Genomic DNA, 14,062 nt, shown 5'->3' with positions numbered 1-14,062 from the left:
GATCGTGGTGCTACTGCTGCGTGGGCTGGAGTTCGGTGATGAGTTTCTCGATTCGGGTGCGGATGTCGTCGCGGACCTCTCGGACGATCTCGATGGGTTGGCCCGCGGGGTCGGTGAGTTGCCAGTCTTCGTAGCGTTTGCCGGGGAAGATCGGGCAGGCGTCGCCGCAGCCCATGGTGATGACGACGTCGCTGTCCTTGACGGTCTCGGTGGCGAGCAGTTGCGGAGTGGCGCCGGTGATGTCGATGCCGACCTCGCGCATCGCCTCGACGGCGACGGGGTTGATCTGGTTGGCGGGTTCGGATCCGGCGGACCGGACCTCGACGGTGTCGCCGGCGAGATGGCGTAGCCAGCCGGCGGCCATCTGGGATCGGCCGGCGTTGTGGACGCAGACGAACAAGACGGTGGGCTTACTCACGAGGGCGCTCCGGTGGTGTCGGTGTGTGGGGTGACGATGTCGTCGGCGGTGCGGCCCGCGTCGGAGTACAGCAAGGCCACGAGCCCCGCTCCGACAACGCCGCCGAACAGCTGGAAGATGATGAACGCCGGAACCGAGCTCGGCGCGATACCGGCGAAGGTGTCGCTGAACGCGCGGCCGATAGTGACAGCCGGGTTGGCGAACGAAGTCGACGAGGTGAACCAGTACGCCGACCCGATGTACGCGCCGACTGCGGCCGGCGCGAGGTTGGCACGGCCGGTCCACGCGAGCGCGAAGATCAGCAGGATCAGACCCGCGGTCGCCACGATTTCGGCCAGCCACAGGTGACCGGCCGAGCGATGGGTCGTCGACCAGGTCGCGGCCGGCTCGCCGTACATGAGGTTCGCGAGTACGGCGCCCGCGATCGCCCCGCCGATCTGCGCGGGAAGGTACGCCGCGAGATCGCGGGACGTGAGCCCCGAGCCCGTGGCACGTCCCAGCCACCAGTCGACCAGGGACACGACGGGGTTGAAATGTGCGCCCGAGACCGGGCCGATGGCCAGGATCAGTACGGCGAGGCCGAGCGCGGTGGCGAAGGCGTTCTCCAGCAACTGCAAGCCGACATCACCGCGAGACAGCGACGCTGCCGCGATACCGGAGCCAACCACGACCGCGACCAGGAGTCCGGTGCCGAGTGCTTCGGCCGTCGCGCGTCGCCACAGCGGAGCTACTGGGCCACTCACGCGCGCTCCGAGGCAGCGGGTACGGCGAGTTCGTCGAGCAGCCCGCGGACGCGGCGTTCGATCTCGTCGCGGATCGGCCGGATCGCGGTGACTTCGAGGCCATCGGGATCGTCGAGATCCCAGTTCTCGTAGCGAGTGCCGGGGAAGATCGGGCACGCGTCACCGCAGCCCATGGTGATCACGACATCAGCGGCGCGCACGACCTCATCGGTCCACGGCTTCGGATACTCGCCGGAGATGTCGATCCCGCGTTCGGCCATCGCCCCGACGGCGGCCGCGTTCACCTCGATGCCTGGCTCGGAACCGCCGGACCACGCGACGGCGTTGTCGCCGGCGAGATGCTGGAAGAATCCCAGCGCCATCTGGGACCGGCCGGCGTTGTGGACGCACAAGAACAGGACGACCGGGCGGCCGTCGTCGTGGTGACCTTCGACCCGCGCGAGCGCGGTCAGGCGCTGCCGGGCGAACCGTTCGGCCAGCAGGGGCAGGAAGTTCGGGATGGTGCTGCCGGTGGCGAACTGGTCGTAGCTGGAGTGCAGGAAACGCTCGATCGTCTCAGGCCCGTAGATTCCTGCGAACTCGTCGCGGAGCCGGGCGGTGGCGGTGTGGAGCGCGAGGTTCTGGTCGATGGAGAGATTCTCGCGGTGGTAGCCGGTGAGCTCGGTCATGGTCGGCTCCTGGTGGGCTTGGTCGGTTCGTTCGTGAGGGCGGGTGCGAGACGGTCGATGCGACCGGCGATCTCGTGGTAGGCGGCTTCGAAGGCTGTGTCCGTACCGGCGGATGCGGGGTCCGGGACGGACCAGTGCAGCCGCGGTCGTACGTCGGGATGCAGGTGCTCGTACGCGTTGTCACACACCGCGATGACCAGGTCATCGGGCTGGACGACGTCCTCCACACGCGCCGTACGCCAGGTGTCCGGGTTCAGTCCGTGTTTGCGTGCGACGCGGACGGCGCGAGGGTGGACCCGCGCGGCAGGCTCGGTGCCGGCGGACAGCGCGGGGACGTGGCTGCGCCGCGACCAGACCGCCGCGGCCAGCTGCGAGCGGGCCGAGTTCTGCGTGCACACGAACACCACTCGCGGCGCCGAGAGCGCGGGCGCGGCGATCGTCGTCAAGGCATCGGGGACGAGTCGCACGTACGTACGGCGTCGGTCGCCCTCGGATCGAGTTCGCACCACTACGCCGGCGTCCTCGAGGACTTTCAGGTGGTGGGCGACCAGGTTGGTCGGCATCTCGAGCATGGCCCCGAGCTCGCCCGGTGCCACGTCACCGGCGATCAGAGTGTCGACGATCGCCAGGCGCGCCGGGTCGCCGAGCGCGGCGTGGATCCGGGCTCGCTCAGCCAGTGTAGATCGCTCAGCGTTCATTGACTCAATGATCACTGAGCTAATTCAGGAAGTCAAAGGCTAGGTCGCCGCGGGCACCGCCAGGAGGTTCGAGATCCACTGCATGCGCTCGCGGATCGGCCAGTAGTAGACCCAGGTCCCGCGCCGCTCACAGTCGACCAGACCCGCCTCCCGCAGCACCTTCAGGTGATGCGAGATCGTCGGACCGGACACGTCGAACTGCGGCGTGATGTCGCAGACGCACATCTCGTCGCCGGCCGAGGCGATGATCGACAGCAGTCGCAGCCGCACCGGGTCGGCGAGCGCCTTGAACGCGGCCGCACCCTCGGTCGCCTGCTCAGCGTCGAGCGCCGCGGACGAGATCGGCGCGCAGCAACCGCCCGAGGTGATGAGCTCGATCTGCTGTTTAGACATGGATCTATCTTGACTTCTATCTAATCAAGAGGCAAGCTGGGCGCTGATTAGATGAACTTCTAGATAGTGGGGATGAGGACATGACCGAAGCTCCGGTGGTGGTGATCGGCGCCGGCCCGATCGGCTTGGCGGCGGCTGCGCATCTGGCCGAGCGCGGGATCGAGTTCACGGTCCTGGAGGCCGGGCCGGGCGTGGCGGCGGCGATCGACGAGTGGCGGCACGTGAAGCTGTTCAGCCCGTGGCGCTACGACATCGACTCCGCGGCACGACGGCTGCTGGACCGCGCCGGCGGCTGGACCGAACCCGAGCCGGGCACGCTGCCCACCGGCGGCGACCTGATCGACGACTACCTCGAACCACTCACCAAGACCACCGAGCTGTCCGGCCGGATCCAGTACGACGCCGAGGTCGTCGCGGTCACCCGGGTCGGGTTCGACCGGATCCGCACCGCGGGCCGCGAAGCCGCGCCGTTCCTGGTCCGGCTGGCCGACGGGTCCGAGTTGCTGGCGTCGTCGGTGATCGACGCGGCCGGCACCTGGCGGCGTCCGAATGTTCTCGGCGGCTCGGGCATCCCGGCCCGTGGCGAGGCTGTCGCAGCCGACCACATCGCGGACGCGCTGCCCGACGTACTCGGCCGGGACCGTGACCGCTTCGCGGGCCGCCGTACGGCGGTTGTCGGCGCCGGCCACTCCGCTTCGACCACCTTGCTGGAACTGGGCGAACTCGCCGAAGAGGTCCCCGGTACCGAGGTGTTGTGGGTCGTTCGAGGCACCGACCAGGCGCGCACGTACGGCGGCGGTGACGCCGACGAACTGCCCGCACGCGGGGCACTCGGCATGCGGTTGAAGAAGCTGGTTCAGTCCGGCCGGGTGGAACTGGTGAGTGGGTTCCGGACCGAGGAACTGGCGCCGACCGCGGACGGCCGGGTAGAGCTGGTGGCCGGTGAACGGCGCGTGGTTGTCGACACGGTCGTCAACTCGACCGGGTTCCGCCCGGACCACGACATGGTCGGCGAGCTGCGCCTCGACCTGGACCCGATCCTCGGATCGACGCGCGCACTCGCGCCACTGATCGACCCGAACAAGCACTCGTGCGGCACGGTTCCGCCGCACGGCGTCGACGAGCTCGCGCACCCCGAGCCCGGGTACTACGCGGTCGGGGCGAAGTCCTACGGTCGCGCGCCGACGTTCTTGCTGGCGACCGGTTACGAACAGGCCCGATCCGTCGTGGCGGCGCTGGCCGGCGATTGGGAAGCCGCGCGTGACGTCCAGCTGGACCTGCCGGAGACCGGCGTGTGTTCGTCGAACCTGGCGTACGGCGACAGCGCCGAGGAGTCCGGCGGTTGCTGCGGTCCCGCGCCGCAAGCCGTCGAGATCTCCGCACCGGCCGGGCGCGGCCTGGCGACCGGGATCAGCGGTGGCCTGCTGACCGTCATCGACGACACGCCGACCAAGCAGTCAGGCTGCTGCAGCTGATGACCCTCTGCGGCCGGCACTTCACCTGCCGGCCGCAGAGGTCATTCCCGCCGCGAGGACGCTTGCCAGCCGGTCCGCGCAGGGTTACCGCCGGGGTGTGGATTGTTGGCCTGTCTGCAATCCCACGGTGTCGTGCGCCTCTCTTAGCCAGGCCCTGAGTTCGTCGTCCAGGTCGGACTGTGAGCGGACGAGGACGGAGTGAGCGCGCCATCTTGGGCCGTAGTCGGTCCTCTTGAGGATTCGCGGGCTGTCGAGCCATCGGTGTAAGGAGAAGGTGGCGAGGAAGCCGTCCTTGCGTGGCGACAGACCGGCGAAGCGGACCCTCGCGACGCAGACGAGTCGGGTCTTCTGGGGGATGACTTGGACGTCGCCCAGCGACTGCAGCATGGACACGTATGTTCTCGCCAGCTCGAGCACAGACGGCTCGGCCGTCGCGAACAGCGCTTCGAGCGTGAACTGCCCGCAGGAGTGCCAGAGGTTCCTGCTGACCAACCTGGCGCCGCACTCCGGGCAAATCCAGAGCGGCCGCTGCCCTCCTGCGGATTGCTCCACTGCCCTGCACCTCCAAGCAGGTGCGACCCAACACCTCCGATTATCCGACCGAACCGCCGACCCGGAACGGGCGCGCTCTCAATCCCTCTGCTACCGCGATCAACTAGGAAGTGCTTGCCGCAGCGCGGCTTCTGCGCCGAGTTCGCGTTCGGCGGCGATCAGGAAAGCGAGCGGGGAGTCTTCCTGCTCACGGCGCGCCTGCCGATAGCCCGATAGCAACGGCGCGGCACTCAACGCGACCGCGACTGGCGCCAACGCCACCGCGGCCGGCAGACCGACTGCCGTCGCCACCGCACCTGCCGCTAGTCCCGGCAGAGTTGCACCTGCGCCGGCCAGGTCCAACTTCAGCGTCAACGCGCGCAAGGCGGTGCGGATGCCGGACCGCTTCATCGCAGTGCGGAGGCTGTCGACGTGCTCGCGAGTACGCGTTTCGTACACGTCCTGCAGGTGACGCGCGAGCTCGCGCTCGTCCACGATGCTCGTCATTCCCGCCAGCTGCCGCTCGATCGAAGACAAGTGGTCGCGAAACGCGAGGATCTCGCGCCGGTGTTGCCGGCGGAAGTCCAGCAGCGTCTCGATCGGCAGTTGGTCCAAGTTGACCGGGCGGAGGCCTGCCTGCAGCGCGATGTGCAGATAGCGCGCCTCTACATGTTGCACGGTAGGTGCGACCCCTGGCCGAGCCTTCCTGCCGGACAACACCTGGTCGATCTGGTCGAGATCCAGCGCACCGGCGGCTCGATGGGCGGCGATGTCGTCGGTGCACGCGACGTACCCGCACGTTCGCGCGATCTCGCCGGTCAGAGCCGTGAGGTACACCGACGCGAGCTGCGGGTGCATCCCGAGCCATCTCTCAGGTCCGCCGTTCTGTGTCTCGACAGCGAGCCCTTGCCGCAGGAGCAGCTCAGCCATCCCATAGGTCATCTTGCTGTCGCATGCGCCGGCGTAGATCCAGGTCAGGCGCGCATCCGCAGACGCGGGTGCGGCCTGCGGCGTCGATCGTGCGGGTGCGACGAGGCGGTCGCGAGCGTCGGGACCGTAGCGACGCCGCAGCTGTTCCATCGATTCCTGGTCGAGCCATGAGATCGCGTCGTACACCCTCATGAGCGATTCGTCGTCGGGGGTCACGGGGTCGACGAAGTCTTCCTGCTGGTTCGCGAGGATGGCTCGTTCGACCGGACCGGCCGCAGCGACGGACGCCTCTACCCCTCTGGGTCGGATCAGTGCGACCCGATCCCACGACAGGAGTGATTCCTTGAGCCATCGTTCGTCTCCGAACGTGGCATAGGGGTAGTACAGAGCTGAATATGGGAGGCGCGGCTGTCCGATCATGGTTCCCCCTTGTGCTTTGCTCGCACATCGTCGCGCACACCAGAAGCGCCCACCAAGAGGCTGCGGCGCGCATCTGCGGGTGGGCCGTTTCTGTCGGAGGGGGGTGTTAGCTTGCGGGAACTGGGTGGGCGACGAGGAGAGGTCATGGCAACTTTTGGGCGGTCTGACGAGCTGCGGGGTGCGAAGTTCGTTGATGTGGATCTGCGGGGTTCCCGGTTTGTCGAGAGTGATCTGTCCGAGGTTGTGATGCGTGGGGTCGAGGTGCGGGCGGCGGATATCGACGCGCCTTGGCTCTCTGACGGGGAGACGTTCTTCCGGATCAACGGTGTCGACGTGATTCCGTTTGTGGAGGCTGAGCTCGATCGTCGTTTTCCTGGGCGGTCCGAGCGGCGGGCGGGGGACCCGGAGGGGCTGCGGGCGGCTTGGGGTGCGCTCGAACGCACTTGGGCTGCCACGCTCGAACGCGTTGCTGGGATGCCGGATGGCACGGTTGATGTGTCGGTGGATGGCGAGTGGACGTTCGCGCAGACGTTGCGGCACCTGGTGCACGCCACGGACGTGTGGCTGGGCAAGGCGGTTCTGGAGAACGAGGAGCCGTTCCATCCGCTCGGTCAGGCGGACCGCAGCGCCGAGGACGATGCCGATGTGCCGGACGTCGCGCCGGTCAAACCGTCGTACGCCGAGGTGCTCGAGGTGCGCGCGGGTCGGGTCGGGATGGTGCGCGACTTCCTCGCCACGGTCACACCTGAGGTGCTGGCCGAGGAGCGCCGCAATCCCCACAACCCCGAGTATCCGGAGACCGTTCTCTCCTGCCTGCACGTGATCCTCGAGGAGGAGTGGGAGCACCACCGGTACGCCGTACGCGACCTCGCCACCATCGAGGCAAAACCCGACGCCTGAGCCGGCTGCCCGAGCCGGGTGCCAGCACCGGGCGGGAGTCGGAGCGCGCGCGAGAGTGGGGCCGGCGCGAGATGAGGGGCCTGGCGCGAGGGAGTCGGCCCGGGCGAGAGCAGGACTCGGGCGTCGACGTGAGTCGGTGCGCCCCGGGCAACCGGCAGTGACCTGGTGGGCCTTCCCAGCCCAGGCCTTCGCGTCAGCGGGTGGCGTAGTGGGATAGGGCGGGTTCTAGGTGTTTGAAGGCTTGGTGGGCCTTGGCGGCTAGTTCGGTTGTTGTGGCGGGGCGGGATTTGCCTTCTAGGGTCATGTGTAGGGCTTGGCGGAAGAGGACTCGGTGGACTGCGGCTAGTTGGGCTGCGGCGAGGGCCACGGTGATGTCGTCGGCGGGGGTGCCGGTTTCGGTGGCGAGGGTGTCGGCGATGGCGGCCTCGCGTTGTTCGTCGATCTCGCGGAGCCGGGCCATCAGAGCCGGACTGCCGGTGATCATTCTGACGAAACCTTCACCGGCCAGGCCGACTGATGCGTCCCGGCGTTCGAGTGCCTCGAAGTACGCGCGGTGCAGGGCGGCCAGCGCTGATTCGCCGGTCGCGCGGGTGGCGATCGCTTCGGCGGCGTGGGAGACGAGCTCGGCGTGGTGGTCGAAGACCAGGTCTTCCTTGCGCGGGAAGTAGTTGGTGACGGTCATCTTGGCCACGCCGGCCGCCGTCGCGACCTCGGCGATCGTCACCTCGTCGAACCCGCGCTCCAGAAACAACCGCGTCGCCATGTCCGAGATCTGCTGCCTGGCCAGCTGTTTCTTCCGCTCCCGCAGTCCGGACCCACGCACGTTCATGGTCCACAGCCTAGCGTATTTATGTCCAACCCATATTTGGGTTTGACATAAAATTAGGTTGAACCTATGGTTCTCAGCGGACCTAGGAACGGAGGTGCGGCATGTCAGTGGACACAGGCCAACGGGCGCTGACGCGGGGCGGACTGGTTCCGCTCGACCCGGCACTGCTGCGGTTGGGCGGGGTCCTCAGCCTGGCCGCAGTACTGGCCGGGCTGGACGCGACGATCGTGAGCGTCGGCCTCAACTCGATCGCGAATGATCTCGGTGGACCGTTGTCCACACTGCAGTGGGTCGCCACCGGGTACCTGCTGGCGATCTCGACCGTCATGCCGCTCTCGGGGTGGCTGGCCGATCGGTTCGGCGGCCGCCTGATGTGGATGGCGTCGGTCGCGGTGTTCGTGGCCGGATCGGTTCTGTGCGGCTTCGCCTGGTCGGTGCCCGCGTTGATCGCGTTCCGGCTGGTCCAGGGCATCGGCGGCGGGATGATGCAGCCGATCGGGCAAGGGATCCTGGCGCAGGCGGCCGGTCCCGATCAGCTCGGCAGGATCGTCGGCGTACTGGTTATCCCGGTGCTCTTCGCGCCGGTCGTGGGTCCGGTCGTCGGTGGAGTGATCGTGCAGGACTTCGACTGGCGCTGGATGTTCTTCGTGAACGTGCCGGTCGGGCTCCTCACTCTGCTGATGGCCGTGCGGGTGGTCCCGAAGGATCGGCCGCGAGCGGCGAGTCCCGAGCGGCTCGACTGGCTCGGGCTGAGCCTGCTGTCACCGGGTCTGGCCGCGGTGATCTTCGGCCTGTCCGCGGTCGGCGATCACGGGGCCGTGTCTCTGCGGGCGATCGTGCCGCTGATCGCGAGCGTCGTACTGCTCGTCGCGTACGGCGTGCACGCGCTGGGCACGAAGAAGACGCCACTGATCGACCTGCGGCTGTTCGCCCGTCGTGGGTTCGCCGCTGCCACCACGAATTCGTTCCTTCTAGGCGCCACGGTTTATGGCTCCATGCTCGTGTTGCCGCTCTACTTCCAGCAGGTCGAGCACCGGAGCGCCATCGAGGCCGGCTTCTCCGTCGCACCGCAGGCTTTGGGCGCGGCGGCCATCTCGTACGTCGCCGGCCGGCTGACCGATCGCATCAGCGCGCGTGGGGTGATCCTCGTCGGCATAGCCCTCAGCCTGATCGGCACCGTACCGCTGGTGTTCCTCGGCTCCGGTCTCCCGAGCTCGATCATGCTGGTCGCGTTGGCCGTCCGGGGTGCCGGGATCGGCGCGACGATGGCGCCGGGCATGGCGACGGCGTACGGCAGCGTCGAGCGGCACCAGGTTCCCCGGGCCGCGAGCGCCTTCAACGTGATGAACCGGGTCGGCGGCTCGATCGGTACCGCCGTACTCATCCTCGTCCTGCAGGGCCAACTGGCCCACCACACCAGCAATCCGGCCACGGCGTACGGCGCCACCTTCGCGTGGGCGCTGGGGCTGTCGGCCTTGCCACTCGTGCCCGCACTGGCGTTTCCCGCCAAGAACAAGGAGATCCCATGTCCTACGAAGTAATCGTGGTCGGCGCCGGCCCGGTCGGGCTGACGCTCGCGATCGAGCTCAAGCTCGCCGGCCTCCAGCCCGTCGTGCTGGAACGTCTGGCAGAACCCGCTCCCCAACGGAAGTCCCGAGGCGTCGGTCCGCTGGCGTTCGAGGCGCTCCAACGCCGCGGACTCGGGCCGGCCCTGGAGGCCTGCCAGCCGGAGCGGCGGGACGAGAAGAAGCGGGACCACGGCAGTGCGAAGAACCACTTCGCGTGGATCCACAAGATCGATCCGGAGCGGCAGGAGGAACCTGATCGTACCGGGCGGCTGATCTGGCAGCCGGATCTCGAGCGCATCCTCGCCGACCATGTTGTTGCTCTCGGCATCGACGTACGGCGGGAGTGCACGGTGACCGGCCTCGATCAGACTGACGGGGGTGTCTCGATCACGGTCGAGACACCTGGTGGCGAGCGGCGGCTCGAAGCGGCGTACGTCGTGGGGTGCGACGGGGGCCATAGTGCGGTCCGCAGGTTGGCCGGGTTCGACTTCCCGGGGACGCCGCCGATCATGACGGCGCGGCAGGCCCAGGTGCAGATCGTTGACCCGGGCAAACTTCCGCCGTCCGGCCGGCTCGATGGCGGGATGCTGATCCATGGGCCGGGCGTGCTGGGGACCTTCGATTTCGTGGAGGGACCCGACGTACCGCGAGGGCCGGTCACGACTGAGGAGCTGGAGGCGAGCGTACGGCGGGTTGCCGGCGTCGACGTGGAGATCACCGAGGTCAGCGACGCGCTCCGCTTCACCGACAACGCTCGTCAGGTCACGACGTACCGGCTCGGTCGGATCTTCCTTGCGGGGGACGCCGCGCATGTGCACTCGCCCAATGGTGGGCAGGGGCTGAATCTCGGGCTGGCCGATGCGGTCAATCTCGGGTGGAAGTTGGCGGCGGACGTACGAGGCGTGGCTCCGGAGGGGCTCCTGGACAGCTACAGCGAGGAGCGGCATCCGGCCGGGGTCGCCGTACTGGAGAACACGCGTGCTCAGTCGGCGCTCATGCTTCCTGGGCCGCACACCGATGCGTTGCGGGACATCGTGTCGGAGCTGATGGACATTCGCGAGGTCAATCAGTACTTCGGGCGGCTGTTGGGAGGTCTTGGGACCCGCTATGCGTTCTCGTATGCCAAGCCTGATGATCACCAGCTGATCGGGTGCTACTGCCCTGATCTCGCCTTTGTCACTGCGGATGGCGTCTCGCGACTCAGCCAGTTCACGACGGGCGGTCGCGCCGTACTGGTCGGTGATCCTGCAGTCGGGGAGGCGGCGGCTGGTTGGCGGGATCGGGTCGAGATCGTCGCTGTCGATTCCATCGAGGACGAGCGGTTGTCGGCAGTGCTCGTCCGTCCCGACGGCGTCATCGCGTGGGCCTGCTACCCGGGTGAAGTCCCAGACACTGCGCTACTGCAGACAGCCCTCGCCACCTGGCTGGGTGCCCCTGCCTGACCACGGGGGATCTGCTCGATTCGTTCAAGACGTGGGGGTGGGGGGCTCATAGATTCGGGGTGGTGAGGGGTCGTGAGCGAGGAGAGATATGACCAAGGTGTTCAGTGCGCACGCTGTGTCGGTTGATGGATTTATCAGTGGTCGCACGCCTGAGGGTGTCGAGGAGTTCGGGCGTGGGCTGGGTGACGCGGGGATGTTGTTCGACTGGTACTTCGACGGGGACACGCCGAGCCGGGTGTTCGATGGGTTCACGTTGAGCGAGCCGAGTGCGAGGTTCTTCGACATCATCGCGGCGCGGGTGGGGGCGACCGTTTCGGGGCGTACGACGTACGAGCACTCCGGGCACTGGGGCGGCGGTGGTCCGCATCCGACGGCGCCGCTGTTCGTACTCAGTCACCGGCCCGCGCCGGAGATCGGCGAGCGGCAGACGCTCGTCACCACCGGCATCGAGGACGCGGTCGCGGCGGCTCGCGCGGTTGCCGGTGACAAGGATGTTGCGCTGATGGGCGGCGGCGTACTGACGTCCGCACTCGAAGCGGATCTCGTCGACGAGGTGATCCTGCACCAGGTGCCGGTGCTGCTCGGCGGCGGTCGGAGCTTCTTCCAGGACCTCCCGAAGCACGTGCGGCTCCGGCTGGCGGAGGCCATCCCCGCGCCCGGCGTGACTCACCTGCACTACGAGGTCGTCCGATGATCCTGGTGACCGGCGGGCTGGGGATGATCGGCGCCCACACCGCCCGCGCGCTCGTCGACCTGGGACATGAGGTCGTCGTGACCACGCACCGCCGTACCGATGTTCCGTCGTTCCTCGCCGGCCGGGTCACCGTGGAATCCCTCGACGTCACCGACCGGGACGCGTTCCTCGCGTTCGCCGATCGACACGAGATCAGCGACATCGTCCATCTCGCCGGCTCCATTCCCGACGAGGATCCCGTCCGCTTCTTCCGCACGGACCTGACCGGTCTGCTCAATGCGCTCGACGCCGCGCGCACCTGGGGCGTGCGAAGGTTCGCCGCCGCCAGCAGCCTCGGTGCGTACGTCGGGCGCACCGAGATCCCGTGGCACGAGGAGCTCGCGCTGCCGACCGCGGAGCTGCCGCACCTGATCATCGCGTTCAAGAAGGCCGTCGAGCCGCTCACCACGCACAGCCTCCAGGGCAGTGGTGTCCAACCGGTGGTGCTCCGGATCGGGACCATCTGGGGACCGCTCGTCGATCCGGAGACGCCGTTCTTCCACATCCCGCCGTACATCAGCGCCGTACTCCGCGGCGAGAAGCCGGAGCCGCTGTACGCCGACGACGGCGGCGACTCCTGCTACGCACCGGACGCCGGACGCGCGATCGCGCTCCTCACGACCACGGAGACCCTGCGGCACGACACCTACAACGTGTCCAGCGGACGGCCGTACACGAACCGCGAGTTCGCCGAGGCGCTGCAGGCGATCACGCCCGGTCTGCAGCTCGACCTGCTGCCCGGGCGAGAGGCCGGGCCTGGCGCCGATCCCTATCTCGACATCACCCGGCTGACCCGAGACACCGGCTTCGAGCCGGACTTCGACGTCGCCAAGGCGGTCGCCGACTATGTCGCGTGGCGCGCCGGTAACCCCCGCTGACCGCTTCCCGGAAGGAGCACCACATGCTCGACCCCGCCGTACGCCGCGTCCTCGACAGCACCTCGATCGCCCACCTCGCCACCGTCCTCCCCGACGGTTCACCCCACACCACGCCCGTGTACGTCGGCGCCCGCGGCGACCAGGTCGTCTTCTTCACCGGACCCGGCATGCGCAAAGCCCGCAACCTCCGCCGCGACCCACGACTCGCACTGTCCATCGCCCCCGTCGACAACCCCTTCGAACCCGTCGTCATCCGCGGCCGAGTCGTCGAATGGCTCGAGGGCGACGAGGCCTGGGAGATCGTCGACCAACTAGCCACCAAGTACACCGGCGTCCCCTACCCCCGAGACCACGAACGCGTAGTAGCCGTCATCGACCCCACCCACCAATCAGTCGGCGTCGGCTGAGACCTCAGTCCTCGTGGTGGCGGTGGTGAGAAATGATCTTGGTGGCGCCGGCCGGCTGCTACGGTTTCGGCGTGGTCATGAGTGCCAGCGGATAGCCCCGGCTTGCTGGTCGGCAACCCTCCTCGTGGGTGGGGTGCCCCGGGTGAGGACCTGGTTCGGCACAGGAGTGCCGGGCAAGCCGCGAGTGGGAGGTTCGGGATGGAGTTTCGTTCGGCCACCGCACAGGACGCCGAGAAGGTCGCGTTGCTGCACGCCGACAGCTGGCGCCGGCACTACCGGGGTGCGTACGCGGACTCGTTCCTGGATGGGGACATCGACACCGACCGACGCGCGGTCTGGTCAGCGCGGTTGGCAGCGCCGAGCAACGCCGCCACCATCCTCGCCGAGGACGACGGCCTGCTGGCGGGCTTCGTCCACGCCGAGTTCGACAAGGACCCGCGATGGGGCAGCCTTGTCGACAATCTGCATGTCGACTATCGCCAGCGTCGTACCGGTATCGGCACTCAGCTTCTGGCGCGGGCCGCCCGAGCCGTCATCGACCAGGCGACCAGCAACGCGATGTACCTGTGGGTGCTGCAGCAGAACACCGACGGGCAGCACTTCTACCGAGCGGCCGGAGGCACCCGGGTGGAAACGGCCACCGTGCCGCCACCCGGCGGAGACCCGACCCGCCTCAACGGCACGCCCAAGTGCCTGCGCATGTCCTGGCCCGACGCGTCCCAACTGGCCGGCTCAGTGAAAGCGGATTGAAGCCGACTGGACGAGCACATTCGCCGGTTGAAGGAGTCCACCGGCGGCGGCCTGGTGGTGTTCGGCGGAGTACAGACCGTACGCGCGCTCGTCACCGCGGATCTCGTCGACGAGTACTGGCTCAAGCTCAACCCCGCGGTCGTCGGCCGTGGCGGATCGAAGTTCTCCGACGTGGTCGATCGCAGGACGCTGACCCTGCGCAGTGCGAGGTCCTTCCCCTCCGGGACCGTCGCCTTGGTCTACTCGGCGCACGCCGGCTGAACCAGGAAGGTGGTTGCG

Annotated in this window: 17 protein-coding genes and 1 riboswitch; of the genes, 9 read left to right on the top strand and 8 right to left on the bottom strand. The window is 68.2% G+C overall.

The features are described from left to right. Positions 1-10: 10 nt before the first annotated feature. From ACZ6O0_RS08465 to ACZ6O0_RS08445, 5 genes are read right to left on the bottom strand one after another with little or no spacing between them, the layout of a single operon-like run. Positions 11-418: an arsenate reductase ArsC gene (locus ACZ6O0_RS08465; RefSeq protein WP_465764192.1), complete on the bottom strand. Its 408-nt coding sequence runs from the start codon at positions 416-418 to the stop codon at positions 11-13. After that, entirely contained in the window at positions 415-1,161 is a 747-nt protein-coding gene (locus tag ACZ6O0_RS08460; RefSeq protein WP_465764191.1) for an MIP/aquaporin family protein, read from the bottom strand. Before ACZ6O0_RS08460 ends, ACZ6O0_RS08465 begins: the two co-directional genes overlap by 4 nt. Next, the gene (locus ACZ6O0_RS08455; RefSeq protein ID WP_465764190.1) at positions 1,158-1,829 is read right to left on the bottom strand and encodes an arsenate reductase ArsC; all 672 of its coding nucleotides are present in this window, start codon (positions 1,827-1,829) and stop codon (positions 1,158-1,160) included. Before ACZ6O0_RS08455 ends, ACZ6O0_RS08460 begins: the two co-directional genes overlap by 4 nt. After that, positions 1,826-2,527, bottom strand: a complete 702-nt coding sequence (locus ACZ6O0_RS08450) for an arsenate reductase/protein-tyrosine-phosphatase family protein (protein ID WP_465764189.1) — start codon at positions 2,525-2,527, stop codon at positions 1,826-1,828. Before ACZ6O0_RS08450 ends, ACZ6O0_RS08455 begins: the two co-directional genes overlap by 4 nt. A gap of 39 nt (positions 2,528-2,566) precedes the next feature. Continuing rightward, positions 2,567-2,920, bottom strand: coding sequence for a metalloregulator ArsR/SmtB family transcription factor (locus ACZ6O0_RS08445; protein WP_465764188.1), 354 nt, complete (start codon positions 2,918-2,920; stop codon positions 2,567-2,569). Between the two features lie 80 nt (positions 2,921-3,000). Between ACZ6O0_RS08445 and ACZ6O0_RS08440 the strand changes: the two genes are divergently transcribed. Next, positions 3,001-4,395 carry an FAD-dependent oxidoreductase gene (locus tag ACZ6O0_RS08440; protein ID WP_465764187.1) on the top strand — a complete coding sequence of 465 codons (1,395 nt, stop codon included), beginning with the start codon at positions 3,001-3,003 and terminating at the stop codon, positions 4,393-4,395. 84 nt (positions 4,396-4,479) lie between these two features. Here ACZ6O0_RS08440 and ACZ6O0_RS08435 read toward each other — a convergent pair whose 3' ends face one another. Together ACZ6O0_RS08435 and ACZ6O0_RS08430 are read right to left on the bottom strand one after the other, a co-directional pair. Further along, positions 4,480-4,947, bottom strand: a complete 468-nt coding sequence (locus ACZ6O0_RS08435; RefSeq protein WP_465764186.1) for a DUF5655 domain-containing protein — start codon at positions 4,945-4,947, stop codon at positions 4,480-4,482. Positions 4,948-5,046: 99 nt separating this feature from the next. Then, positions 5,047-6,072 (bottom strand): DUF6236 family protein, encoded by a 1,026-nt coding sequence (locus ACZ6O0_RS08430; RefSeq protein WP_465764185.1) that lies wholly within the window; start codon positions 6,070-6,072, stop codon positions 5,047-5,049. 348 nt (positions 6,073-6,420) lie between these two features. On the opposite strand from ACZ6O0_RS08430, the gene ACZ6O0_RS08425 reads away from it, so the two are divergent. Further along, entirely contained in the window at positions 6,421-7,176 is a 756-nt protein-coding gene (locus ACZ6O0_RS08425; protein WP_465764184.1) for a DinB family protein, read from the top strand. Positions 7,177-7,369: 193 nt separating this feature from the next. Here the strand turns inward: ACZ6O0_RS08425 and ACZ6O0_RS08420 are convergent, their stop codons facing one another. Next, a complete protein-coding gene (locus ACZ6O0_RS08420) occupies positions 7,370-8,005 on the bottom strand; it encodes a TetR/AcrR family transcriptional regulator (RefSeq protein WP_465764183.1) in 636 nt (211 codons plus the stop codon). 101 nt (positions 8,006-8,106) lie between these two features. On the opposite strand from ACZ6O0_RS08420, the gene ACZ6O0_RS08415 reads away from it, so the two are divergent. The 7 genes from ACZ6O0_RS08415 to ACZ6O0_RS08385 all read left to right on the top strand — a co-directional run bounded on the left by ACZ6O0_RS08415 (position 8,107) and on the right by ACZ6O0_RS08385 (position 14,044). Then, positions 8,107-9,546: a DHA2 family efflux MFS transporter permease subunit gene (locus tag ACZ6O0_RS08415; protein ID WP_465764182.1), complete on the top strand. Its 1,440-nt coding sequence runs from the start codon at positions 8,107-8,109 to the stop codon at positions 9,544-9,546. Next, positions 9,531-11,015 carry an FAD-dependent monooxygenase gene (locus ACZ6O0_RS08410; protein WP_465764181.1) on the top strand — a complete coding sequence of 495 codons (1,485 nt, stop codon included), beginning with the start codon at positions 9,531-9,533 and terminating at the stop codon, positions 11,013-11,015. Before ACZ6O0_RS08415 ends, ACZ6O0_RS08410 begins: the two co-directional genes overlap by 16 nt. A gap of 88 nt (positions 11,016-11,103) precedes the next feature. Beyond that, positions 11,104-11,709, top strand: coding sequence for a dihydrofolate reductase family protein (locus ACZ6O0_RS08405; protein WP_465764180.1), 606 nt, complete (start codon positions 11,104-11,106; stop codon positions 11,707-11,709). After that, positions 11,706-12,626, top strand: coding sequence for an NAD-dependent epimerase/dehydratase family protein (locus ACZ6O0_RS08400; protein ID WP_465764179.1), 921 nt, complete (start codon positions 11,706-11,708; stop codon positions 12,624-12,626). The genes ACZ6O0_RS08405 and ACZ6O0_RS08400 overlap by 4 nt, the downstream gene beginning before the upstream one ends. A gap of 23 nt (positions 12,627-12,649) precedes the next feature. Next, the gene (locus tag ACZ6O0_RS08395; RefSeq protein ID WP_465764178.1) at positions 12,650-13,033 is read left to right on the top strand and encodes a TIGR03618 family F420-dependent PPOX class oxidoreductase; all 384 of its coding nucleotides are present in this window, start codon (positions 12,650-12,652) and stop codon (positions 13,031-13,033) included. Between the two features lie 73 nt (positions 13,034-13,106). Continuing rightward, positions 13,107-13,219: riboswitch (SAM riboswitch) on the top strand. 12 nt (positions 13,220-13,231) lie between these two features. Next, positions 13,232-13,783 carry a GNAT family N-acetyltransferase gene (locus tag ACZ6O0_RS08390; RefSeq protein WP_465764177.1) on the top strand — a complete coding sequence of 184 codons (552 nt, stop codon included), beginning with the start codon at positions 13,232-13,234 and terminating at the stop codon, positions 13,781-13,783. 6 nt (positions 13,784-13,789) lie between these two features. Beyond that, a complete protein-coding gene (locus tag ACZ6O0_RS08385; RefSeq protein WP_465765570.1) occupies positions 13,790-14,044 on the top strand; it encodes a dihydrofolate reductase family protein in 255 nt (84 codons plus the stop codon). Positions 14,045-14,062 lie beyond the last annotated feature (18 nt).

This window comes from Kribbella sp. NPDC048837 (assembly GCF_055586945.1).
The sequence above is the reverse complement of the archived record's forward strand: the minus strand, read 5'-3'. Positions and strand labels throughout refer to the sequence as shown.

Bases quoted from the DNA above. Each gene is read 5' to 3' on its own strand.
- ACZ6O0_RS08440 (WP_465764187.1), top strand. From the start codon at position 3,001: ATGACCGAAGCTCCGGTGGTGGTGATCGGCGCCGGCCCGATCGGCTTG.
- ACZ6O0_RS08390 (WP_465764177.1), top strand. From the start codon at position 13,232: ATGGAGTTTCGTTCGGCCACCGCACAGGACGCCGAGAAGGTCGCGTTG.
- ACZ6O0_RS08425 (WP_465764184.1), top strand. From the start codon at position 6,421: ATGGCAACTTTTGGGCGGTCTGACGAGCTGCGGGGTGCGAAGTTCGTT.
- ACZ6O0_RS08455 (WP_465764190.1), bottom strand. From the start codon at position 1,829: ATGACCGAGCTCACCGGCTACCACCGCGAGAATCTCTCCATCGACCAG.
- ACZ6O0_RS08410 (WP_465764181.1), top strand. From the start codon at position 9,531: ATGTCCTACGAAGTAATCGTGGTCGGCGCCGGCCCGGTCGGGCTGACG.
- ACZ6O0_RS08415 (WP_465764182.1), top strand. From the start codon at position 8,107: ATGTCAGTGGACACAGGCCAACGGGCGCTGACGCGGGGCGGACTGGTT.
- ACZ6O0_RS08420 (WP_465764183.1), bottom strand. From the start codon at position 8,005: ATGAACGTGCGTGGGTCCGGACTGCGGGAGCGGAAGAAACAGCTGGCC.
- ACZ6O0_RS08450 (WP_465764189.1), bottom strand. From the start codon at position 2,527: ATGAACGCTGAGCGATCTACACTGGCTGAGCGAGCCCGGATCCACGCC.
- ACZ6O0_RS08405 (WP_465764180.1), top strand. From the start codon at position 11,104: ATGACCAAGGTGTTCAGTGCGCACGCTGTGTCGGTTGATGGATTTATC.
- ACZ6O0_RS08445 (WP_465764188.1), bottom strand. From the start codon at position 2,920: ATGTCTAAACAGCAGATCGAGCTCATCACCTCGGGCGGTTGCTGCGCG.
- ACZ6O0_RS08400 (WP_465764179.1), top strand. From the start codon at position 11,706: ATGATCCTGGTGACCGGCGGGCTGGGGATGATCGGCGCCCACACCGCC.
- ACZ6O0_RS08395 (WP_465764178.1), top strand. From the start codon at position 12,650: ATGCTCGACCCCGCCGTACGCCGCGTCCTCGACAGCACCTCGATCGCC.